The sequence below is a fragment of the Pseudomonas arcuscaelestis genome, from assembly GCF_016881005.1.
Classification (GTDB): domain Bacteria; phylum Pseudomonadota; class Gammaproteobacteria; order Pseudomonadales; family Pseudomonadaceae; genus Aquipseudomonas; species Aquipseudomonas arcuscaelestis.
Genome location: NZ_JACOPV010000012.1, coordinates 1 through 24002, shown reverse-complemented (window position 1 = coordinate 24002; position 24002 = coordinate 1). Strand labels below are relative to the sequence as shown.

The 24002-nt window shown below is 57.9% G+C and carries 14 protein-coding genes and 1 pseudogene; 7 read left to right on the top strand and 8 right to left on the bottom strand.

Annotated features, from left to right (window positions below; all coding sequences use genetic code 11):
* Positions 1 to 4 precede the first annotated feature (4 nt).
* The 4 genes from H8F21_RS18855 to H8F21_RS18840 form a co-directional block, all read right to left on the bottom strand.
* A complete protein-coding gene (locus tag H8F21_RS18855; protein ID WP_203585155.1) occupies positions 5 to 5722 on the bottom strand; it encodes a CHAT domain-containing protein in 5718 nt (1905 codons plus the stop codon).
* Between the two features lie 315 nt (positions 5723 to 6037).
* A complete protein-coding gene (locus H8F21_RS18850) occupies positions 6038 to 7378 on the bottom strand; it encodes an MFS transporter (protein ID WP_203478603.1) in 1341 nt (446 codons plus the stop codon).
* 53 nt (positions 7379 to 7431) lie between these two features.
* On the bottom strand, positions 7432 to 8964 hold the full coding sequence (locus H8F21_RS18845; RefSeq protein ID WP_203478605.1) for a class I adenylate-forming enzyme family protein: 1533 nt from the start codon (positions 8962 to 8964) through the stop codon (positions 7432 to 7434).
* Positions 8965 to 8966: 2 nt separating this feature from the next.
* On the bottom strand, positions 8967 to 10145 hold the full coding sequence (locus H8F21_RS18840; protein ID WP_203585154.1) for an acetyl-CoA acetyltransferase: 1179 nt from the start codon (positions 10143 to 10145) through the stop codon (positions 8967 to 8969).
* A 148-nt stretch (positions 10146 to 10293) separates the two neighbouring features.
* Here H8F21_RS18840 and H8F21_RS18835 point away from each other — a divergent pair, with 148 nt between their 5' ends.
* Together H8F21_RS18835 and H8F21_RS29675 are read left to right on the top strand one after the other, a co-directional pair.
* A complete protein-coding gene (locus H8F21_RS18835) occupies positions 10294 to 10866 on the top strand; it encodes a LuxR C-terminal-related transcriptional regulator (protein ID WP_203478610.1) in 573 nt (190 codons plus the stop codon).
* A gap of 74 nt (positions 10867 to 10940) precedes the next feature.
* A pseudogene (locus tag H8F21_RS29675) lies at positions 10941 to 11138 on the top strand (tetratricopeptide repeat protein); the annotation flags it as partial.
* An 83-nt stretch (positions 11139 to 11221) separates the two neighbouring features.
* Here the strand turns inward: H8F21_RS29675 and H8F21_RS18830 are convergent.
* Positions 11222 to 14962 (bottom strand): tetratricopeptide repeat protein, encoded by a 3741-nt coding sequence (locus H8F21_RS18830; protein ID WP_203478612.1) that lies wholly within the window; start codon positions 14960 to 14962, stop codon positions 11222 to 11224.
* A 249-nt stretch (positions 14963 to 15211) separates the two neighbouring features.
* Here H8F21_RS18830 and H8F21_RS18825 point away from each other — a divergent pair, with 249 nt between their 5' ends.
* Entirely contained in the window at positions 15212 to 16945 is a 1734-nt protein-coding gene (locus H8F21_RS18825; protein WP_203478613.1) for a hypothetical protein, read from the top strand.
* A gap of 32 nt (positions 16946 to 16977) precedes the next feature.
* The gene (locus tag H8F21_RS18820) at positions 16978 to 18132 is read left to right on the top strand and encodes a patatin-like phospholipase family protein (protein ID WP_203478615.1); all 1155 of its coding nucleotides are present in this window, start codon (positions 16978 to 16980) and stop codon (positions 18130 to 18132) included.
* A 79-nt stretch (positions 18133 to 18211) separates the two neighbouring features.
* Here the strand turns inward: H8F21_RS18820 and H8F21_RS18815 are convergent, their stop codons facing one another.
* Positions 18212 to 19546, bottom strand: a complete 1335-nt coding sequence (locus H8F21_RS18815; protein WP_203478617.1) for a hypothetical protein — start codon at positions 19544 to 19546, stop codon at positions 18212 to 18214.
* A 355-nt stretch (positions 19547 to 19901) separates the two neighbouring features.
* Here H8F21_RS18815 and H8F21_RS18810 point away from each other — a divergent pair, with 355 nt between their 5' ends.
* Positions 19902 to 20105 (top strand): hypothetical protein, encoded by a 204-nt coding sequence (locus tag H8F21_RS18810; RefSeq protein ID WP_136475570.1) that lies wholly within the window; start codon positions 19902 to 19904, stop codon positions 20103 to 20105.
* 6 nt (positions 20106 to 20111) lie between these two features.
* On the opposite strand, the gene H8F21_RS18805 is transcribed toward H8F21_RS18810, so the two are convergent.
* The gene (locus tag H8F21_RS18805; protein ID WP_203478619.1) at positions 20112 to 20405 is read right to left on the bottom strand and encodes a DUF3077 domain-containing protein; all 294 of its coding nucleotides are present in this window, start codon (positions 20403 to 20405) and stop codon (positions 20112 to 20114) included.
* 559 nt (positions 20406 to 20964) lie between these two features.
* Here H8F21_RS18805 and H8F21_RS18800 point away from each other — a divergent pair.
* Both H8F21_RS18800 and H8F21_RS18795 read left to right on the top strand, forming a co-directional pair.
* Positions 20965 to 21957 carry a formylglycine-generating enzyme family protein gene (locus H8F21_RS18800; protein WP_203585153.1) on the top strand — a complete coding sequence of 331 codons (993 nt, stop codon included), beginning with the start codon at positions 20965 to 20967 and terminating at the stop codon, positions 21955 to 21957.
* A 296-nt stretch (positions 21958 to 22253) separates the two neighbouring features.
* Positions 22254 to 23246 (top strand): formylglycine-generating enzyme family protein, encoded by a 993-nt coding sequence (locus H8F21_RS18795; RefSeq protein ID WP_203585152.1) that lies wholly within the window; start codon positions 22254 to 22256, stop codon positions 23244 to 23246.
* 42 nt (positions 23247 to 23288) lie between these two features.
* Here the strand turns inward: H8F21_RS18795 and H8F21_RS18790 are convergent, their stop codons facing one another.
* Entirely contained in the window at positions 23289 to 23732 is a 444-nt protein-coding gene (locus H8F21_RS18790; RefSeq protein ID WP_203585151.1) for a hypothetical protein, read from the bottom strand.
* Positions 23733 to 24002: the final 270 nt, after the last annotated feature.

Here is a 24002-nt window from a genome sequence, read left to right as displayed (position 1 = left end):
GCGATTATCCGCGCCGGGTCTTCAAGACCCGGGCGATGTTGTCGAGCACTTTGGCTTCGGGTGCTTTCCGCGACCAGGCCAGCCAAATGGCGATCATCTGCAACTGACGCACCACCGACTCGAACTGCCGCTCCGATATGCGCTGGCCGGCCAGCGCATCATCGTAGCTGTCGTTGAGCTCGCGTTCAGTGCAAGGCTTCGCGCCCGCCGCATTGGCACCTCGGGTCACCCCTATCAGCCAGTGGGTAAGCAGTACATCGGCCTTCATCACTGCATCGAACACACCGAAGGACTGCTTGTAACGCGCCTGAGCTTCGGTTTCACAGCGTTCAAGATCTTCAATCGACAGCTTTTTCGAAAGGCACATAACCTCAAGCTGGACCCGGTTAAGCATCGCGTAAGGATTCCAGTCAGGTGAGTCCCTATCCTCCCCTACTGCATAAGCCATCTTTGCTGCCAAAAGGCTTCGACTGATGCGCCCATCCAATTCTTCATTGCGCGACTGGGTAACGCTTTCCAGTAGCGCTATATGTGCTTGACGCTTGAGGCCGCGCCCGCGCATGACCTGTCGGCGAGCAATCGATTCACCCGGCACGTCCTCGCACATATCACTCAACTGATCGGCACGATGGATGGCGGCCTTGATCAACCTGGCCGCCTCGTTGAAATCAGCAACCGCAGTGCCGTCGACTGGATCGGCGACGAGATAGGCCTGACGAATCTCTACATCAATCAGTTTCTCCACCGCGGTCATTGGTACACAGCCGCGACCATTGAAGCGCGCCAACGCCTGCAACAGGGCTTTGCGTGAAGCGGCCAACGCCTCAGGGTCATCCCATTCGCTGTACAGCAACCCCAGGCCGTACTGAACCTCGGCCTGGTTGATCCAGCTGTCCGGCAGCCCCTCAAGGCGTCTGCGCACCTGCTCCTGAAGTTGCTCGAACGCGGTCGCCGACGTTGCGGCATCAGTGTTGGCCGCCGCCAAGCGCTGGCCTTCCAGCCAGTCGAGCAGTTCTGGAGTGCCCCGCAAGCAGGTGTTGTTGCTGTCGCCGGGAGGTAGCAACCTGAGCTGGAACAGTGGGTCGCCATAGGCTTGGTAGGCGCCCCAGGTATTACAGGCGGGAAACTGCTCGAGGGTATCCAGACGTGCGCAACTGATCGCCTCGGCAAAGTGCTCGCCGTGAATGGCCAAGCGCGTGAAGAAGGTCTCGCAGAAGCAGCACGCGGCGCTGTCATCGACCTCCCAGCCCGCCGCGACCACACAGCGCACGCCCATGTTGATCAGCTCTTGGGCCAGGCTCGCGGCCAAACGGTTGCCGCCCGCTTCACCGACGGTGATCTTGCCCAGGTGACAGCAACTGAGGAACACCAGGTCCGGCACAGTTTCCATCCGATCGATCTCGGCAGCTGTCAGCAGCAAGCCATCCGACAACACCACGCCGCTACGCAGTTGGCCGTTGCTGTCCTTGCTGCGATACACGCCATGGGCGCAGATCACCAGAACGCGGTAAGGCCTGGCGAACAGTTGGTCGAATACCTCCACCGCACTGGAACCACCGGGCAGGTTCCAGGTGGTGTAACCCGCGCCGTCCAGCACCTGGCCCACCGCCTGGCTTTCACGCAGGGCACCGGGCAAGTCTGCCAGGCGTTCCGGCCAGGGCCCGTCGCCTTTGGGCCTGAACTGCTTGAAATAGCCCTGGGTATCCGGGTTGCCGATGACGCAGGCGTTCATCAGGTCCGTGCGTATTACTTCGCGGCGGTACCGCTGGGTGATGAACTGACGCACCAGACGCGTGCGCGAAATCATCGGCACACCGTCGGTCTCGAGCATTTCCCATGGCAAGTTGGCGCTGCTGTCGTCGAGCACCAGAATCAGGTTGTCCGATTTGCGCACCGCGCTCTTGAAGCCCAAGGGCAACATCAACTGGAACAGGCTGTTGCCAAAGAATGCCGCCGAGTCGTAGCGAGTGCTGTTCGGCCCGCGCAAGGCGCTGTCGACCATCTTTTCCAGCAAGCCCGGTTGACGCTGGTCGATGACCGCCTCGACGCGCGCACGTTGCCCCATGTACAGGTAGTTGAAGCGTTGCGCCGGCCGGTCGAAACGGGCTTCAGCCCTGCTCGCCGGTTGCCCAGGGCTGTCGGCGCTGCTGACCTGCAAGCGTGGCCAGTAGTCACCCGCAGGGGTAACGCTCAGGCGCGGCCTTGCACCGTCACCAAACTGCACGGCCTGGGCCACCTCCAGCCGACTGTTCAAGCGCTGCAGTTCGCCCGCCAGCTCACTGTCCAGGTTGGCTACGGCGTAGCTGGCACAGATAGCGGCATCGACAAACATCTCGACAATGTCCAGGCGCGTCACCGCCGCTGCACGGCCTTTGGGGCCGGCACAAACCGCGGCGTAGTCACGGTTGGCTTGCAGCACCCCGAGGGTCACCGCGCGGATCGACTCTTCTACAGTCAACTGCGCACTGGAATTGGTCCCCAGCAGCAAACTGGCAATATGCAACGGCAGCAGATCATCGGGTCTGTTGGGGTCGTCCAGGCGGGTAACCTGGGCATACTGGTCCACCGCACTGAGCAAGTAACGCAACACGCCACTGCGCACCGCCTGGATCACCACTTCAGCGGTCAGCTCACCCATCTCGCCAAGACCGATGATCAACGCGCCCCGCCCCGTCCCCCGGCTCACCTCGGCAGCCGTACGCGGCACCAGCACCACCGTGGTATTGCCCAGTTCGCCAGAGTACAGGCCCAAGCGCTGGCGTTGGGTCAGTGCACCGTTGACCAGGGTCTGATCGACGGCCGCTTCGGCACCGGAAATCGGGTCGCCGCGGTAGTGACCGCAGATCAGCGGCACTTGCACGCAACTGAGGTTCATCGCCAGAACATTGATTTTCAGCGTAGTCAGCTCTGGTTTTGGCTCCAGGCTGCTGCTGTTGCCGAGCACCTGACTCAGCAACTGGGCATCGGCCGGATAGGCGGGTGGCCCACCTCGGAAACTCACCAGCGCCGTGCTGCGCTCCGCTGTACGACTACTCGGCAGACGCTTGAGCAGCGCAGGCGTACGCTTGTGCAGCAAGCTCTCGATCTCGGCAAAATAGTGCTTGGTGGATGCCAGTTCACCGTGCACCACGGGCATGTACCAGTAACGATTATCGGGCAGATTGCCCAACTTGCCGGAGCGCCAGGTCACGGTGCCGTCGCCCTGCGAGGTACCGCGCAGCATCAGTTGCTCGCCGCTGATGTCCAAGCCACAGGGCGTGTTCTTGCCCTGACCAAAGACATAACTGATGCGCTCAGGCGCAAGCTCGATCCAACTGTTATCTGCCAGGCGCTGCCAATGCTCCTGCACTTGCTTGAGCGCTGCCGCGCGATGCCGGGCTCCCAGCTCTTTACCGAACCAGAAATCATCGTTCTTCAGGGCCAACTGGCTCCAGCTGGCCGCCGCGAAAAAGTCCACCGGACTGTGCCCGCCGATATCGACAAACCCTGGGGCAGGCAACAGGTGCAACGCTCCAGGAAAGTCGGCGACGATTTTCAGGATCTCCGACAAGTTGTTCTTAAGGTCCACCCGGGCCAGCATACGAATGGTGTCGGACTGCCCCAGCAGTGTTTCCACCATGGAGTAGGCACCCTGGTTGGGGGTGCCCAGCATGATCACCAGCCCATCGGCTTGGGTTATCAGGTCTTTCCATAGATCGGGGTCTTGCCTGAAAGCGGCACGTATCACCAAGCCGCCCATGCTGTGCGCGAGCAGGCGAATGCTGGAAGTGGGATGCTTCTTGAGTTGATCGCGTAACCTGACTGCCAGTTGCGCACCCAGGTCCTCCAGCGGCAGGCGCCAATCGTAGTAGTGGGCAATAACGTTGTGGGCCTTATCGAGATACTTGTACAGATCCCCATACGCCAACCTCATCAGGTCCTTGCTGCTGATCCGCGGCTCATCGATGGCGATGCTGCCCAGCCCCCTCAAGGCAAGCTTTAGGGGATCAAGCCAGAAAATTTCGTCGCCTACGCCCAAGCTGCTACCCATTATCCCCGGTATCAGGAACACCGCAGGCTGACCTTCGACATACACTTTCACCGTGTCGACGCTGTCAGCGCCCCGAGCTGATGAAGGTTCGGCGCCCCGGGTCATCGTCAGCCGATCCAGCAGCCAGTCGCTCAGGCTACTGGGAAGTGGACGATTTCGAAATTTGACGGTGTCGCGGAAATAATGGAAGTGATTGACCTGCGGCCCTTCGACCGCCATGGCGTGCGCCTCCTTGGCATGATCGAACAAGCCGCCATACATGGAGTCGGTGTTGACCACCAGGTCGTTGCGAGCACGATCAAACAACGCCCAATTGACGAACATGTAGCCAATGCGTTGCACAATCCCGCTGGCCGAATCCTCGGTATCACCGGCAACGATGGCCATTTTCAGCTTCGGCAGTGGTGCAGCACGCGCCAGCAACATGGCCATTGGCGCCTCTGGCAGCATGGCCTCGATGCCAGGCACCACTTGCGGTTGCATCCGTTTGTCAGCGATCTCCAGCACCACCCGTTCCAGCAGCTTCAGGCTGCGCGAAGCGAGCTGAGCGGTGGCACTGCCGGCGGCAGGTGTAGCCACGGCGCCCACCGCCGCACCAATACCCCAGGTGGCAAACTTGCGCACCAGACTCAGCAGGCAGGAGAGGAACACATCGAGGTTATCCGACAGCAAGGCCGTGCCACGGGCAGGAGCAGCCACGCGCACATAATGGGTTATATCGAGCTGCTTGGCCTTGAGCAGGTCTACAAGGTTCTGGAGTTTGGCCCGCTCTGCTTGTGCAAACTCCAGGCGCTGCGCGGTTAACGCCGGATCTTGTTTTTCCCGCTCGACTTCATCGGGACGCGGTTCACGGCGGTAATGCGCGATCCACTGTGGCAAGTGCGGATCATAGGGGTCCATGCACAACAGATCGGCAACCAATCCGCCGCGTGAATGACTGACCAACTGCACCCGCGCCTTCGTCGGCAAATGAACCAGCGCTTGCAAGGCATTGGTAATGGGGCTTTGCGAGAACGTGCGATGCTCAAGACCGACAATCTGGGTGCCGAACTTCAATTGCAGATCTTTCCAGGCTGCCGTTGCCGGCAACTCACCGAAGCTGCCCAGCGTGTGTGAGCCCGTGCCATGAATGAACAACAAGATAGGTTTATCGACCTGCAGCACCTTGTCGCTTGCAATCAGATCATGGGGATTCAACAGCCCACCGTTCCAGCGGTAAAGACCGGGCTCACCGGCCAACTGCCGTTCAATGGCTTCCATCAGTGCACTCGCACCCTTCTGCGCAGCCCAGTCGACAGCCATGTCAGTCGCTTTGCGGTTGAAAATCTGCTTGGCCAGGTCAGTGATGCCATCATCGTCCAGCACCAGTTGCCGGACTTGCCGCCAGACCCAGTCCGCAGCGCCACGGTTCTTGCCCTGGATGTCTATAAAGCGGGCAAAATCGACCGAACCGTCCCTGTCGACAACATCTGGCCGGGTTCGACGCAACTGCTCGACCAACGCATCGGCGCGAATATAAATGGTCGAGCCGTCATTGGCATCCAGCGCCAGCAAGGCATGGGGATCGTGCAATGTTTCACTGCGCGGTGCCTCACTGGCACGCGCGGCGGGTGCCAATTGCCAGGTTTTCAGCACGCGTATGTTGTCCAGGGTGCTGGTTGACCCAGCATGGATACCGCGACTGGTTGACACCGGCAGGGGCGCAGGTGCAATTGAGGCAGAATCGGCAGAGGGCTGGAGGGGCAATTTAATCAGGGGGGGCGCGTCAGTAGGCTTCACGATCAATCCCTCTGGATCCACCCCCTCACTAAAGTTCATGCTTAGTTAGATTTCCAACATTCCCTATGTTTTTAAAATGCGCCAAAACAATAGTGTTTCAAAAACATAACAACCGCACTTCGTTAATAGCGAACGTCTTCAGCGAGTGCTGTTTCTTATCGCGAGTATTTCCTACCTCATTGCAGCTAATCTTGCGCTTCAAGGAGCGGGCAAGCCCGCTCCTACCCACTACACCGCAGTGCCCGCCAGCTTCAAATCGACCTGGGCAGGCGCTGATTCCGTTGCCCCGTGGCACGCCACAAAATCCTCCTTGCGCAACGCCACCAAGGCAATCAGCGACACAATGCCGGTGCCGATGTAGAAGTACCACGGCGATGAGATATCCCCGGTCTGCTGAATCAACCAGGTTGAAATAAACGGCGCACTGCCGCCGAACACTGCCACAGGAATGTTGTAGGCCACCGCGATTCCCGTCGAGCGAATCCGCGTGGGCAGCAGTTCACTCATGGTCGCGTAGGTGGACGAAGCGTACAGACCAAACAGAATCGCCACCGCCATCAGCGGATAGAAGAAGGAGGCCGCAGTGGCTGTTGGTGCAGCCTTGAAGAACCAATACATCGCCGCTGTCGCCAACACCCCCACCACCATCAAAAACGGCTTGCGCCCATATTTATCGGTGAACATGCCACCAAACGGCATGACGAAAGCTGCCGATAGACTGGCAATGAACACGTAAAGCAGCGTGGTACCACTGTCGAACTTGAGAATGCGCGACATGTAGGTCGAGGCAAAGGTCAGCACCAGGTAGAAAATCGAGCTGTGCAGGGTGATGATGAAAAACACCAATGCAATCGCCCGCTTCCACTGCCAGACTTCACGCAACGGCGCCTTGGAGGTTTCTCCGGCTTTCTGCAAGGCAAGGAACTCCGGGCTGTCTTCAAGCTTCAGGCGGATGTACATAGAGATCAAACCCATGGGGCCTGCTACCAGAAAGGGAATGCGCCAGCCCCAATCCTGCATCAGTTCAGCGCCCAGCGCCCAGGTCATGCCGTTGGCTACCACACCGCCAAGCACCAGGCCCAATACCGCCGTCACCATCAACCAGCAGGTGGAGAAGCCGCGCCGCCCAGGCCCGGCATACTCGGAGATAAAGCTGGTAATGGTGCCGATTTCGCCACCGGCAGAAAAACCCTGCACACAACGGATCAACACCAACAGAATCGGTGCGGCGATGCCGATGGACGCATAAGTGGGCAGCATGCCCAGCAGGCAGGTGGAGCCTGCCATCATCACCAGCACGGTGATCAGGGTTTTGCGCCGACCGATCTTGTCAGCCAATGGGCCGAAGAACAACCCGCCCAAGGGACGGATGAAAAAACTCAAGGCGAAGGCGGCAAAGCTGCTGAGCAGGCTGGTGGTCGGATCATCGGAAACAAAAAACGCCTGACCGATGTACACCGCCAAAAAGCCATAGACGCCATAGTCGTACCATTCGATCAGGTGCCCGGAGGTTGCTCCGATGAACGCGCGCCGCCGTTGCCGGGCCGGATTGTGCTGAAGATTTGCCATAGCAGTATTCCTGTCTTGTTCTTATTGATGGAAAGCGGTCCTACAACAGTCGCTTACAAAACGGCGGCGCTTGCGGCCTCCTTCAGCCAGTGGCGCAGTTCAGTCTTGAGTACTTTGCCGTAGCTGTTTTTCGGCAGCTCGGCGAGAAACACATACTTCTTCGGCTTCTTGAACGAAGCCATGCGTTCGATGAACCAGGCAGTCAGTGCGCGCTCATCCAGCAGGTCCGCGTCACGGGCAACCACAAAGGCCACCACCGATTCGCCCCACTGCTCATCCGCCTCACCCACAACGCATACCTCGAACACCTGGGGGTGCAGCGCCAATACTTCCTCAACCTCGCGGGGATACACGTTGCTGCCGCCAGAGATGATGACGTCCTTGCACCGGTCAGTGAGGGTCAGGTAGCCCTGCTCGTCGAGAAAGCCGATATCGCCTGTCAGCAACCAACCATCGACCAGGGTTTCACGGCTGGCCGCTTCGTTGCGCCAGTAGCCGTGCATTACCGTCGGCCCACGGACCGCTATCTGCCCGGGCTGGCCGAGCGGCAATGGCCGACGGTCGCCATCGAGCACCTGCACATCGACACACGAGTGCGCCAACCCCACCGAAGCAGCAACACGGGCCCAATCCGCTCGCTGACGTCCAGCAATCACTTCGCGGGGCAAGGCGCTGATGGTCATCGGGCTCTCGCCCTGGCCGTAAATCTGCACCAGACGCGCACCGAAGGTGTCCACGGCATCCTGCAAATCCGCCAGGTACATCGGCGCACCACCGTAGACAATGGTTTTGATCCCGTCTCCGGCATAGCCGAGCACGCGCGCCTGCTCGACCATACGCTTGACCATGGTCGGCGCGGCAAACAACGAAACATCGCCCAGCCGGGCAGCCAGGTCGAACACTTCTTGCGCCTTGAAGCCGCGCGACGCCGGCACCACGTGCCGGGCACCACAACGCACATGTATGAAGTTGTACAAGCCGGCGCCATGTGACATCGGTGCTGCATACACCACGGCATCGTCAGCGTTGACGGGATCAACATCCACTGGGTAGCACAGAGACATCGCCGTCAGGTTGCCGTGAGAAAGCATCACCCCCTTGGAGCGTCCGGTGGTGCCCGAGGTATAGAACAACCAGGCCAAATGATCGGCCGTGCAGGTGTAGGGTGTTGCCAGTGCAGCGCCAACATCGGCCACCACGCGCCCGCGCCCGGCCTGCTCGCAGCAACCCTCAGCCAGCTCGCCGGGCGCAAAGACCTGGCCGTCGTCAGTGAAGATCAGCTTCGCCTCGGCGTTGTCGGCAATCCAGCCCGCCTCGCTGCGATGCAGCTTGCAATTGATCGGCACCGCTACGGCACCGATCCACCAGACGGCATACATCAACTCCAGGTACTCGCAGCAGTTCTTCATGAGCAGTGCTACACGCTCACCGGGGCGAACTCCATGCTCGTGAACCAACTGCAACGCCAAACCGCGCGCACGATTGGCAAAAGTGCGGTAATCGGCAATCTGCCGGTGCCCCTCAAACAGCGCCGGGCGCTCCGGCCAGCGTTGCCCGGCAGCCTGCAACCAATTGGCAATATTCACCGTTACGCCCTCCGTGCCTGAAGCACCGAGGCGTAGTTGGCCACTGCCATCCCACCCATGTTGAACAGCAATCCGAACCCGGCATTCGGCGCCGCCAGGCCAATCGGCTTACCGGTCAATTGAGCAAAGGCCAAGGCATGCATCGATACACCTGTTGCGCCCACCGGATGCCCCTTGGCCTTGAGCCCGCCGGACAGGTTCACCGGCAGCTTGCCACCGGGCTGGACAATCCCCTCCTCCAGCGCCCGATGCCCTTGCCCTTGTGGGGCCAAGCCGATGGCCTCATAAATCAGCAATTCGGCGATGGTGAAACAATCGTGCACCTCGGCGAAACCCAGATCGCCCAGGCTCACCTGTGCTTTGTCCATCGCTGCGCGAATTGCCCGCTGCGGGCCTTCAAAGGCCAACAAGTCCCGGCGCGACAAGGGCAGATAGTCATTGACCTGCACCATGCTGTTGATCACGACCTCGCGACGGAACTGCCGTGCCCGCTTGCTCGACGCCAACACAATCGCCGCCGCGCCATCGCTCACCAACGAACAGTCGGTCAGGCGCAGTGGCTCGGCTATGTATGGATTGCTCGGCGAAACAGTGTTGCAGTGCTCAAAACTCATCGCTTTGTGCATCTGCGCCAACGGGTTGGTCATGGCATTGGCGTGGTTCTTCGCGGCGATGGCCGCCATCGCCGACAGCGGGCTCTGATAGCGCTGTTCATAGTGGGCAGCCGCCAAACCGAACAACTGTGGGAAACTCAGCCCAGCCTCATCGCTATCATGCTGGTAGCCCGCACCGGCCAACGACCTGGTGACTTGCTCGGTGGAATTGGCAGTCATTTTCTCGGCGCCCACCACCAGTACCAGCTCTGCTTCGCCGGCACGAATGGCATTGATCCCCGCCTGAATCGCCGCCGCCCCAGAGGCGCAGGCATTTTCGCAGCGAGCAGCAGGTTTGAAGCGCAGCGCGGGATCGGCCTGTAACATCAGCGACGCGGGAAAACCATCGGTGACCAGCCCTGAATTGAAATGCCCGAGAAACAACGCATCAATTTCCGCGCCGGCCACATCAGCGTCAGCCAGGGCGGCGCGGGTGACATCGACAATCAGATCTTCCAGCGTGGCATCGGTCAAGCGGCCAAAGCGCGAATGCGCGGCAGCGACGATGCAGACAGAATCGGTAGCCATGGTTTTTGTCCTTTTGTTGATCAGGCGTTCCCTACAATGGCCCCAAGCGCAAAGCCCTCGCTATTCGTGCAACTACGTATAGGGATCAGTAGCTCGATTGATGGATACTGCGTGGCAACACTGAACAAGAAACAGGCAGGCCAGCGCCATGACCGACCCCGCCCGACAACTGCAAGACCTTGAGCGCTTGGCGTTCCAGGTATCGCCTGCGCCGCAGGTCATCACCGGCAACCGGCGCATGCTCGACCTCAACGAAGCCTTCCAGAGCCTGTTCGGCTACCAGCGCAGCGACCTGCTTGGCGAACTGATCCTCAAGCTCTACCCCTCACAGGCCGACTTCAACATCATCGGCGAACGCAGCCTGAGCTGGCTGCGCCATGCCAAGAATGGTGCCTACTCGGATGAACGCTTCATGCAACACCGCAACGGCGAAGTGTTCTGGGCGCGGGCCAACGGCTACACCCTGACCCCGGAAGACCCGTTTCAGTTGATGGTGTGGCACTTCGAGCGCATGGACCGGGTCTTCCGGTCCACGGTCAACCTCACGCCCAGGGAGCGGGAAATCTCGGCGCATATCGTCAACGGCCTGACCTGCAAGGAGATCGGGCGCAAGCTGGACATCTCGCACCGCACGGTGGAGGTGCACCGGGCGCGGCTGATGAAGAAGTTGCAGGCGAAGAACAGTGCGGAGCTGGTGTCGAAGATCATCGTATTGAACTGACGACGCACCGGCGGTTTCGGGGCTGTAGCAGCGGGAACTTCAGGTCACGGGCCCAGTCTATAAAGCGCCCGCACCCACCCCAGCCGAACAATCCTGCAACGCTGCATTACCTCGGTGTACTGCGCCTTCAACAGGGCGAGTACCAGCAGGCTGAAACACTGGCGGCGCGCTCCAACCTGCGGGTTGGGCGCAACGTACAGCTACGCAACCGCAACATGCAACTGATCCAGGCGGCGCAGCGGGCCCAGGCTTTGGGTAAACCGCCGCATGCCGAGCCCAGACATCAGACTCCGCTTGGAACCTATCTGGTAGGTGGCTGAGCGCTACGCATCACACTCTACGTTGTGAGGCTCAATTACCAGGTCCAGGGTTTCCACCAGTTCGGTGTCGCCCCAACGCCGGCTACTGCACCGGCATCGCCAAGTTGCATGTTGATCTCGTGAATCTCGCGCGACAGCCCGGTAATCATTGAGGCCGCCGCATGCCCACACTTCTTGTACAGCGCAATTGCCTCCTTCATCTGCGCGCGAGCGTTCTCCAATCGGGCCACTCTTTTCAGCACCATGCCGTACATGCTCAGGCAGTCGGCGAACGCGCGGACATCTGCCTTTCTGACGCTTTTGAAGGTTGCGACACCACGCGCAAGATAGGCCTCTGCCTCCTCATAGCGCTCTTGCTTGAAGTAGACCGAGCCGAGCCGGTAGCAAGAATGAGCGATGCGCTGATCGTTGCCGGCAAATGCCGATTCACGCAAATACAACACTTGCACAAACAGCTGCTCGGCCTCCTCCAGGCGGTTCTGTTCTTCACGCAAAGCCGCCAGGCCATTGAACACGATGGCCCGGTCAGCCGTGTCTATCTCACTCAGGTCTTTGGCGATGTCCAGGGCTTCCAGGAAGCACTGTTCCGCCATCAAGAACTGGCCACTGTCTTTATATTCCACGGCCAGATTGTTCAGGTACATCACCAGGCCGCAGCGTGTAGCCGGGTCTCTGGCCATGAGCCGACGGTGTGCCAGCTCAGCCTCAAGGTGCTGTTGGTCCAACCTGAACGTAAGGCACTGGTTGAACATCTCCTGGGCGCTACTGCCGTCCCCGGTCGCTGCAGGAAAGTGTCGACTGCGCTCGACGGCATTGCCCAGCACTTCTTGCGCTTCAACCAGCATGCCTTGCTTGAGCAACAATTGCCCCAGGTTGCACTCCAGCGTGTAGAGCTGTTGATGGTCATCGGGCGCCGTATCAACAAAAATTGCGTAGGCGATCTGGTAGGCCTCCGTGGCATCCTTGACTTTGTCCAGGCCCGCGCACACGTTCGCATAAGTCACTAGCGCATGGATGTGGGTCGGATGCCAGCTGGGTAGCGAGTCTCCAGCAGCTTCCAGCGCTTTGGCAGCGAATGCGCGAGCGCGGATGTAGTCCTGTTTATCGCAGTAGGTGTCCGCCAGAACGACCGTCAGGGTAATGAACTCGATGTCGAACGCGTCGAAAACCTTGGCCGCCATTTTGAAACCCTCGAGCAGCATTGCTTCTGCCGCGTCGAGTTTTCCCAGGTCCCGGTAGATCAAACCGAGGTTGCTGAGGATCTGTACCAGGTCTCGATTGCCGTGCGGATAAGCCGCCAACTGGATCTTGTAAGCTTTGCTCCCGAGGCTCGCCGCCTCTGCAAGATCACCTTGCTGATAGCGGGCAAGCGCAATGACCGCCAATACTTTGCCGACTTCTGGATGGTCCTTGCCGAACGCGGCTTCAAACTGCGCCAACACCTGCCGTTGAAGGTGTTCCGCCTTTTCCGGGCGCCGACTGGCAATGTACATCGCGGCCAGGTTGGCGTTGTTACGCGCCTGTAGCGTGAGGTTGCTGTCAAAGCGGCCGGCAATCAATTCGGCAACAAATGCGCACCAGGCTTCGCACAGCGCGTTGTACGAAAGGTCGATGAACTGGTGGGTAATCTGGTTGCAAACCGCCAGATCCTCGACCGCCAGCGGAAACCAGAGCGGCGAGCAGGCTTTCCAGGCGGCGGTGATACTCGCTATCGCCTGAGCAGGCTCTGGCTGTTGAGCACCGAGCGTGGCGAAGGCTTGCATCAAGGTTGCCGGGGCAGACTGGTAGCAGGCCACGACGCAAAGCGGCTTTTGCAGGTCCCAACTCAGCGTGTCCAAGGCCACGGCGTCTTCAGAATCCAGGGCAAGCAGCTCACAGGCCTGGAAAATGCGCTCGGCGATGACCAGCGGGGTGAAGCTGCCCAGCGCATTACTCAGCGATGGATCCTGGCCATTGCTCGCCCATCCCACGATGTGAATGATTTCCTGGCGAACAAGGATTTCATGTGCACCCTGCATGACGGCAGACTGCAACGACGAATGCATCAGTTGCTCACGCCCCTCATAGCGCACCAGGTAAGGACGCAAAACCGAGAGCACACGACTCATGAGCAGCTGCGCAGCGCGTTTCTGCCCGCTATCGCCTTCGGGCGCATCGTTGTCGCTTGCCAGCAGCAAGGCCAGTTGGCGCTCGGAAAGCCCCGCCCGCGAGGCGCACAGGTACTGTGCCGCCCGGGTCACGACCTGCGGATGGTTTGTCGTGCTCAGGTCAAGGTCCCAGGCAGTGAGCATCGAGCGGAACAGGCTTCCAACATCCGCATGACTGAGCAACACCTGAATATCTTTCTCAAGCGTTTCATGGGCCGAACGAATGCGCATTTGTTCGAGGACAACCCGCATGTACACCGGCAAGGTCATTGCTGGCGCCTGGATCAGCTGGTTGACCAGCGCGTCCGGTAGACGCTTGCGGTAGTTGAGGGTGTAGGTATCGATCATTTTGCGCAGCAGCGCCGCATCCGCGCGCTCAAGCCCATAGCGCCAGACCGCCTCCTCGCCTGCATCCAGGCTCGGTGTCGCCGACAGAATGACGATGACCTGGTCAGGCAAGGACAGCTTCTGGAACTGCCGCAGCACCTGGCTTGAGTTATCGAAGCGCTCGATACCATCCAGGAGCAGGATAAGCGGCTTGCCTTGCGCCGCGGCGACGCTTCGCGACAGCAGCTGGACCAGGGCCTGCCACTTTTCGTTTCCAGCAGGCACTTGCGTCAATGCTTGCTCTGGCGTCACGCGGCCTTCAAGCAACACCTGAATGTCGTCAAGCCACTGATCGATACCCCGTTTACCATCGGCACCGACGTGAAAGTCGAGGACCCTGGCGCCTGCAAGCAGTGGCTGGCGCGGCAGGTTGCGCGCCAGATAAGCCATCAAGGCGCTTTTGCCCGCTCCCGGTTCACCGATAATCAGCGCAGGTCGTTGTTCTTTGCCACTCAGCCGGCTATGGCAATAGCCCAATACCGCCTCGCAAGACCCTGTTGGCGGCACATAGAATTTCAGCCGCGTGCTGGCAAAGTTCTCATGCGGGAGGCGCAGCAAAGCCAGGGCGCCCTGCTTTTCCGGATAACGGCGGTCCAGCTCCTGCAGCAACTGCGCCTTTACCGACTCGCCAAAGGCTTCAACCGATTCGTAGTTATCGATTTCGATGACGCCTGAAGCGCGCAGCTTGTGCTTGAGCACCTCAAGTTTGCCATGGCCCGGGTCGTAAAAATCGGTGGCCTGCGCGCCGCCAGACTGACTGTACAGTTCACTGGTCAGCGCGGTGCTGCGCAAATAGAACAGCGCTTCGGCACGGCCCTGCTGCTGCCCCTCAAGCGCGTAGTCGAACTCAAGCTCAGTCACGCTGATATTCTTGTCCAGCGCCGTCTGAATCGTGCCGACGTACTCGCTGAGCTCCTTACCCTGCAGGTAGTCATTGAGCATCGCCTGGTCTGGAACCCAGCCATAGCGCTCGCCCAGAAAGCCGATAAAGAACGGTGGGAAGTCACGGCAGCGGTCGATTTCTTTCAGGCAGACTGCGACGGTTGTGCCTTTTTCAGCTTCCTGCTCGGTGATGCCCCAGCGCAGGTCAATTTCAGTAAACCCCACGCCTCGGCTTTCACACGCCTCACGCACTTCGGGAAATACCCGTGTCAGCAGGTAGTGTCGCTCGGCCTGCATATCCTTGAAGGTTGAGGAAAGGAAGACCCTGATTTCCCTGACTGTGCTGCTGTCATTTTGCATGAAGACGTCCGTGAGCGAGCTCGAAGCCGATAATGGCCAATCAATATCAAGTAACATTTAAAGCTGAATTGGAGCTGCCACGCAATAATCGGAAAGTTTTTCATAATAATGTCCATGTACGCCTCCTCATCCTTATCTCACCTCGATATGCTGGCGCTCTTTGAGTAAAGGCACATTGATGTCATGTCAAGTTTAGGCAGTAGCCCCGGTGCGCCGGATGCTCTCCGATTGATGAGTGAATCCACAGGTATGAGCCAACCCCTTTCCATCGTCATCGGTGTCAGCGGGCATCGCGACGTTCTCACCCAGGACGCTGCGCGCATTGAACGTCAGTTCCGTGAGCTGATTGCGTCATTGCGCCGAAAGTACCCCGACCTGGCCCTGCGGGTGATCACCGGGCTTGCCGAAGGGGCCGATCAACTGATCGCCAGAACCGCCCTGGCGCTGCGAAAGGAAGGCTTGCCGGTAGAGCCGGTAACGGTGTTTCCAATGCCGCTGGCGCACTACCGCGAAGACTTCCACGGCGCAGCGCTAGAGACCTTCGACGCGCTCCACGCCGAGCTTAAGGCGCTCGGCCTGCCGGTACTGGAGCTGCCACAAGTGAGCGAGCGCCAACAGGCCTACTGCAACCTGGGTGATTACCTGCTCAACAAGTCCGATGTTCTGGTGGTGATCTGGGATGGCAACCTTTCAGCCAATCGCGGAGCGCAGCCCAAGCCCGGCGGCACCGAGCACATCACCTTGCAGGCGCTGCAACCGCTGGAACTGTTGGCGCGCACGCGCGACACCTCCAGCCAGCTGCGCAACGACATCAGCCGCTACCTGCACGACGTCGACACCGTGCCGGTTTACCGCATCAGCGCCAATCGTCAGTCTGCCAGTGCCATCGATCAACACTGCGGTTACATCCTCAGTGCCGGTGCCGAAGGTGTCAGCGTCAGCGACAAACCGCCGGCCAATACCCTGGAACACCTGCGCGAGTTGAACCGGTCGAGCCGTACCCTTGCCCAGAACAGCAAGAGCCAAGGCCATTGGCCGAGCGACGACCAGCCGTTCTACAGCCAGCGCTCTGCCGACCTGAAATCGATAGGCGAACTGTTCCAGCGTTTCGACGGCCTGGCCAACGCCATGCAACTCAAGACCGACCGCACCCACCGTACAGTGGCCGGGCTGACCCTGCTGTTGACCAGCGTGTTCCTGTTCTACGCAAAAATCCTCCCGGTCGCGTTGGTGCTGGCGGGCTATGTCTGCCTGTTCGTGCTGTCATTCCTCTGGTACCTGCGGGCCAAGCCCAACCGGACCAAATTCCGCTACGCCTTTTACCGCGCGGTTTCCGAGTCGTTACGTATCGAATTCTTCTGGCAAGCACTGGGCCAGGTCGATCCGCAAGGCAACGCTTCGCTGGCGCAACGGCTACCGGCCCAAGGCCAGGACAAGCGCCGCACCATCGTCTCGCTGATAAGGCAGGCTTCGCTGGGTGGCAACAACACCAGCGTGCTTCCTGTAGAGCGCAGCAAAGTGCTTAACGACTGGATTACCGCGCAGCGCGCGTACTACCACAAAGCCCGGCATCGCCTGCACCTCAAGCACGAGAAGATCGAGCGCGTAGTCAAGGCGACCATCTGCATTCCAGTGATCCTCTGTGTATTGCTGCTGTCCTTCTATTCCTTCTTCAAGCACACCACCTTGCCTGGGCTGGAGCTGGCCTGGAAAGACCTGATCGTGTTTGCAATCGGCTGGATTCCGGTGATCGGCGCGGTGCTGGAGCTGCACGCCAACAACACCTCCATCAAGGAACTGCACGCGCAGTACCAATCGACCGAGCGCTACCTTGAGCGCGTCGAAGCGCTGATGGCGAGCCCGCAAGCCGAGGACATGGGCCCGGCCGTATTCGAAGTGGTCGGTGTTGAACTGTCCCGCGAGCACATGAGCTGGTTGGCCACCACCGAACGCAAGGCCATTGTTCCCGCCCACGGCGGTTGAGCGCCAATCACCTACACAAAAGGAAGCCTGTAGTGAATTCAGTCCTTCAGGGCATGGTACGAAGCGAAGGCCAAAAGCGCCTGCTGACCATCGACGGCGGTGGCATACGCGGCGTGATCGCGGTAGAGATACTGGCCGAGATCGAGCGCTTGCTGCGCGTGAGTACCGGCAATCCGCAGTTGCGTCTGTCCGACTGGTTCCACTTCGTCTCCGGCTGCAGCACCGGCGCCATTCTGGCAGCCGGATTGTCGCTGGGCATGGAGGTCGATGAACTGCGTGACCTGTACAACACCTCCGGCCAGCGCATGTTCAAACGTGCGGGCTGGTGGCAACGTATGGGTTTTCATCGCTATGTTCACGGCGAACTCGAGCGCCTGATGAAAGAGCGCTTCGGCGAGCACACCACCCTGGGCTCCGAACAACTGAAAACCCTGCTGATGGTGGTACTGAAAAACGCCACCACAGACTCACCCTGGCTGCTCACCAACAACCCCTACGCCCAGTACAACCAGCCGGGGCCAGGCTGCAACCTGGACCTGCCACTGTGGCGCATTGTGCGCGCCAGCACCGCTGCACCCACCTTTTTTGCCCCGGAAACCATCCATTTTCCGGGGTTGAAAAAGCCGTTCGTGTTTATCGACGGCGGCCTTACCCCCTACAACAACCCGGCGTTCATCTCCTACCTCAGCGCCACCCTGCCGGCCTATCGCATGGGCTGGAAAACCGGTGAAGACGACATGCTGCTGGTGTCGGTGGGCACAGGCCTGCATCCGGCCTCGGCACCGGAACTGACACCCAGACAGATGAACCTGCTCTACACCGCAACCTCAACACCTGCCGGGCTGATGCTGGCGTCGGCAAACCAGCAAGACATGCTTTGCCGTGCCTTTGGTAAATGCGTCGCGGGTGACCCGCTGGACAGTGAATTGGGCGACATGATCGGCCTGCAGCACAGTGCGCCGCTGTTCACCTATGCGCGTTACAACGTCGACCTGACCAGCCAGGGTCTGGCCTCGATAGGCTGCGAAGAACTGATTGGCCGCAACCTGCACCGCCTCGACGCCACCGACCTGATCCATGACATGCAGACCGTGGGCCGGGCCGTGGCGAAAAGCAGAGTCCGCCTGGACCATTTTGAGCGCTTCATCGAGCAGGTTCCTGTGCCTCAGCGGCAGGTAGTTGCTTGACTGAGTAGACGGAAACGACACAACAGCACCCCGCGATTGCGTCCTGTCAGGCGCATCGCATCGCGGGGCAAGCTCATGCCTACAATGTCTCCCCACCGACAACGTTGTACCCCACCATGAACAAGGCCCGTTCAAGGTCCAGCAACCTGACGGATTCACCCTGCGCACGAAGTGTCGAAACCACCTGACGCAAGATCCGGTTGCTGATGCGCACCAGATCAGCCCAGTGCTGAATCTGCGGCGCCGAATAGCCCAACTTGGAAAACTTGAAATTGCCCTGAGATGGATTGCGCGTGTCCAGCGGGTCGTCGCGCTTGCCTCCCCAGCAAAAGGCGAGATCCTGCGGCACCGAACGCTCTGTACTTGTCGCTAGCCAGCGCCGTGCCAACAAACCCAAAGCAGCACCCACCCGACCGTCATAAATGATGATGTTATGTGGATCCGCCGCCGCATAGATCTTGGTCATCGCCGAGTTCATCAGCAGGCGCTCGCCATCAAAGGCCTGCAGCGATTGCTGGCAATCAGGCTGGAGCAATTCAACCGCACGCAGAATCGACTGACACAACGTCGCACGGGCAACGTGAGCGTTGATCCAGTCTCTGGACCCGCCGTCCTTGCCCAACGCCACATTGCCCCAGGCGAACACCGCTTCACAGGCCTGTTGCGCGGCGGCGCAATCATTGGCAGCCAGCGCATCACGCAGACGTGAAGCGATACTGGCGAAATCGTCAGGCGCCGGCGCTTCGTACCAGGAGTAATGCTCAGCGGCCTGACGCAACGTCTCACACCACCAGTCGCGGCCCTTGGCCTGTGCCTTCCAGGTGATCCAGGCAGGATGATGGGTGACCGCATAACGATGAACGAACGGCGCAGACGCACCGCTCCAAAGCCCGATAAGGTAATCGGCAAAGGCCTGCTGGTTTGGCGTCAGCAGCCCTGCGCCGGGATCAACAACGAGCGTTTCCCCAGCGCTAGAATCAAGCACATTGAAATCTGCCTGCTTCACCAGCCAGACGCTGGAAGGCTTTTTCGGATTGATGTCCACCACCCCAAGGCGCTGCAGGATCGGTAACACATAGGTGATGTTACGCACGCCGTATTTACCCGACGGCAGCAAGCGCGAAGCCTGGCACAGGGGGCCGGCTTTCTCGGGCGCATCGGCGGCGGCAATCTCGCAGGGATTGCCGGCATGATGCTCGTGGTCGATCAGATAGCCAAGTGCCGCTTCAAAGGCTCGTCGAGGAATTACCACCTTCGTCTTCGCCGACTTGCCCGTGTGCACAACGACACGCTCGCCGGACACTTCGCCGACCTCAAACGCCGTGTTCCGTGCCGGCGTTCCCAGCGGGCCTACCGCGTGCAGCTGCGACCACAGCGAAGCTACTGTTTGCGTGGCTACCGATTGCTTGATCATTACTTCCATTCCTTGAACAGCGTCAGAGGCTGCAGAGCATCAGCCTGGAATTCGAGCCCTAATAACAAAGTCGTGACCCTCGATAATGCCAAATAGATGGCTACGATCGCAGATCGTGCCGGGATACAGCGCTGGCAGCAAGCTGACGCGCTAGAAAAAAGCGCCGCATAAATTCCCTGCTCGACACCATTCGTCGCATTCAAAACCCGACAGCAAATTTCCGTCACTGACTGGCTTGGCTATTGCACAAGCCCGCCTCAGCGGCCCCGAAAAGACGTAATTCTGACGCGGCAGCGGCCAAAATTATCCTTTACGGGCGCCTAAGAGACGCCTGCTCAGTTATCGGAGATGTAACGTGTCAACGCTCAATGAAATCGCAATGAACCACGCGAAAATGGTCAAAAGGCTGGCGGATGAATCCATCGCCCTGGAGCAGCGTCAGCCCCTGGTCGTGGGTGGTTTCGAGGTTTCATCCCTTGACACACCGCACCACCTGCCGCTGCCCTTTATCATTGATGTTCAAGACCGGAACATCGAGCTGACTGCCGCGTCGCTGTGATTCACTCTAGGTAGCTGCGAGCACGCTGTGCGCCAAGTCGTCGACCAACGCCTTGGCCATACCAAGCAGATAATGTGCCGCCCAGGCGCACGTCGCATCCTCCTCCAGCCCAGCCTGCAACGTCAGCGTTTGCGCACAGGCCATCAACGTTGACACCTGTTCAAGCACAAACCCCGCGCTGTGCCCTGGCTCAACCCGAAACAATCGCTGTACACCTCCCCCGTCCTCGCCTTCACCGAATGTTGCGACACCTACTGTCTTGAGGTTCGAAACACTGTCGAATCGCGGCTTCTTATCCATCCCAACCTCCCTGGCCAAGTTGGCCTTTACGCAACGGCGCCAGGCGTTGAGGAACACGTGGGTGAGGGTGAGTAGTGGGTCGATGAGGTGAATTGTTGGCGGGGATGAAGTGGTGGATCGGGGACGATTTTTAGCATGACGAACTCCTTTGCTTTAGGGAGCTGCCACAACCTTTGCTGTCAAACAAAGGTGGCAGCTATACGTGGGTTGACAGACCGGCAAAGCAAAGGGAAACCCGGCGCACACGAAGGTGCCCCACGTACAGCCGCCATAACGCGAGCACATGCGGATTCACTTTGAATTCGATCTGTCAAAACCGGTCGTTGAATTGGCAACGACCGAGCGAGACTAGAGCGGGATCAAAAGCGCCGCAATGGCTTTTAGGCGGTAAAAGTATGAATAAGAAATGGACTACATGGAGTCAGGAAATTCTGAAAGATTTTCCCGCAGCTCCTGTGTATTCATTACACCTGTAAAATTCGATGGATATTTCGACTTCACCCAAGGTTGGTAGGTAGCTGGTTTCTGACTATTGCCTCACCCGAATAAGGACATCCCCGTGCCAAGACGGTTGTTGATAACGACCTGCACCTGCTTGCTATTGTCAGGTTGCCAGGAACAGTCATTCCTCTACCCCAAAAGCCAGAAACTCTCCGTCGACAAGGTGAACGAAATCGCCTCGACCATTGAGCGAAAATACCCAAACCTCTCCATTGAGACGCGCAGCAAAGTGCTCAACACTGTTGTGCAATCACTGGATAATATGGTGTTTGTTGAGGGCGGAGAGTTTCAAATGGGAGATTTTGGGTGGCCATTTGATGATGATCCACATAATTTATGTGAGTGGCCTTGTGGAGTACAACCCTCTAAAATGAGGCGGATAACTATGCACGGAGAGGACGACTTCGTTCACCCTGTAAAGCTCAGTAGTTACTCCCTATCTAAATTTCAAACGACCATAAAAGATTTTGACATCTTCTTTATCTCTCAATCCAAACCAGTGTTCAATGCAGAGGACAGGAAGCGTAAAGACATTCAATTTCTGCATGAACCGAACCATCCTGCCCCTACAAAAGAATGGCAAGAAGCCAAAGACTACTGTGGCTGGCTGGGTGATTTAAGTGGATATCCAGTCGATCTGCCGACAGAAGCGCAATGGGAGTATGCCGCTCGAAATCGAGGCAAGCATGTAGTATTTTCCACCGATAATGGTAGCTTGAATTATGGAAGAAATTTTCCTGAGCCCAACGTAAAACGCGTATTTCCAGTAGATAGCTTCGTTGCTAACCCTTTGGGCATTTACAACCTTTCTGGAAATGCAACAGACTGGGTTAATGATTGGTACGATAAGGATTATTACCGCCGCTCGCCTGTCAATAATCCTCAAGGGCCACGTACTGGTAGGGAACGAATATGGCGCGGCGCAAATGTCCTTGAAGACCCCCTATTAAGTGCCAGTACGGTCCGCCGCTGGGGTGTTGAGCCAATACAAGAGGACTACTACCCCAGCGTCGGCTTTCGTTGTGCAATACAATCAAAACACCCACTCTAGCGCATCAAATAAAAGGAAGTTGCATCCCATTTCAGGTGGTCGTTTCGCGCTAAAAAATGTAGAGGGGTGGCGACGACTGGCAGAGAACAAAATGCTTCCGGAATCGGCGCAATGACTTTAAGTCCGTAAATGCGCGTCAAGAAAAGGACTACATAAAATCAGGAATTCTGAGAAATTCACTTGCGCTATTGTGTACTCATTACATCTGTAAAATTCGACAAAACCTTGATATCGCCAGTTGCGTCTTCCTAATTTTTGGTTTTTGACTATCGCCTCACCCGAATAAGGACATCCTCGTGCCCAGACAGTTTTTATTAGCGACTTGTACTTTACTGCTGCTGGCAGGTTGCCAGGAACAGTCGATCCCTCACCCCAAAAGCCAGAAGCTCGCCGTCGATAAGGTGGCCGAAATCGCCTCGACCATTGAGCGAAAATACCCAAACCTCTCCAACGAGACACGCGGCAAAGTGCTCAACACTGTTGTGCAGTCGCTGGACAATATGGTGTTTATTGAGGGTGGTGAGTTTCAGATGGGGGATTTTGGGTGGCCGCTTGATGATGACCCGGCTAATTTATGTGAATGGCCTTGCGGAGTCGAGACGAGTCGCATGGGGAGAATTACGATGTTCCCAGATGATGATTTTGTGCACCCTGTTAAGTTGAGCAGCTATCACTTATCAAAATTCCAAACAAAAATAGAAGATTTCGATTTGTTTTTCATCACACAGGAAAAACCTATCTTCGATGCAGAGCTAAGGAAGTTTGAGGATCTAGCATTTCTCCATAAACCAAATCTGCCGGCACCAGCGAGAAGCTGGCAACAAGCGAAGGATTACTGTATTTGGCTAGGCCAGCTTAGTGGTTACCCAAGCGATCTCCCGACTGAGGCTCAGTGGGAGTTCGCTGCCCGTAATCGTGGACAGCACGTGATCTTCCCCACCGACAACGGGAGTTTGAGCTACGGACGCAACTTCCCTGAACCAGGTCAATCGCATACGTTCCCCGTAGATCAATTCGTACCTAATCCACTGGGGTTATACAACCTCTCTGGCAATGCAACTGACTGGGTCAATGACTGGTATGACAAAAATTACTACCATTACTCACCCATCGAAAACCCTCAAGGTCCAGCTGTCGGAACACAGCGGGTTTGGCGGGGCACCAACATGTTAGAGGATCCATTATTAAGCGCCAGTACTGTTCGACGCTGGGGAGTGAAACCGGTACAGGAAGACCACTATGCCGGAATAAGTTTTCGCTGTTCAATTCAATTAGAGCGTCCATTATGATCCGTACAAAAGGCGCTTTTTAGCGCCTTACTTAAACCACCACTAAACCAAGCCGTCAAACCTCCCGCTATTACGTGCAGCAAATAGAACCTTTTCCTTTCGCCAATTATTACTTGGAGCCCAAGCCTCTGCAGCCAATCGTGCCTGATTATTCACCGCCAAACTTTCCACAAACCTATTAAATTCGTTTTGCTCCCTACCATCCAGCAGTGAATTTATTTTCTCCAAACTGTTCAAAGCATTAACTTTCTCCCCCCTAAGCGAGCAGTGCTCCAGCATTTCGATAAAATGCCTCCAACGGCGCACTTCTGAAAGCAACACAACCAACGCCTCTTCTTGCTGCTCATTAAAGCTCTCGGCAAACCCTTCGCACAACATATAAACCATTGGACCAAGGGTTTCAGGGGGTAGCAAGCCAAAAGGTATTGATCTTTCCTTGACCTTTATTGTTTTATCGGACTTGTGCCTTAGCACATACTTCGCCAAATTTACCGCCTCTGCCTTGGTTGCGACTCGAGTATCCCACCACCTTCGCGCTGTAACAACATTACTGTTGAAAGCGTCATGGGTCGTACCAAGTGGCGAAGCCGCAATCTGGTACAAAGCCGATGCTATGTAATTGAAGGCTCGGCGGCCTCAAGGAGCAAGTGCAACACCTGATGTAAGGTGTTGTCATGTCTACCCAATACAGTCACCTGAGTACCGAGGAGCGCGTCACCATCATGGTGATGCTATTTCAACGGCAGACGCTACGAA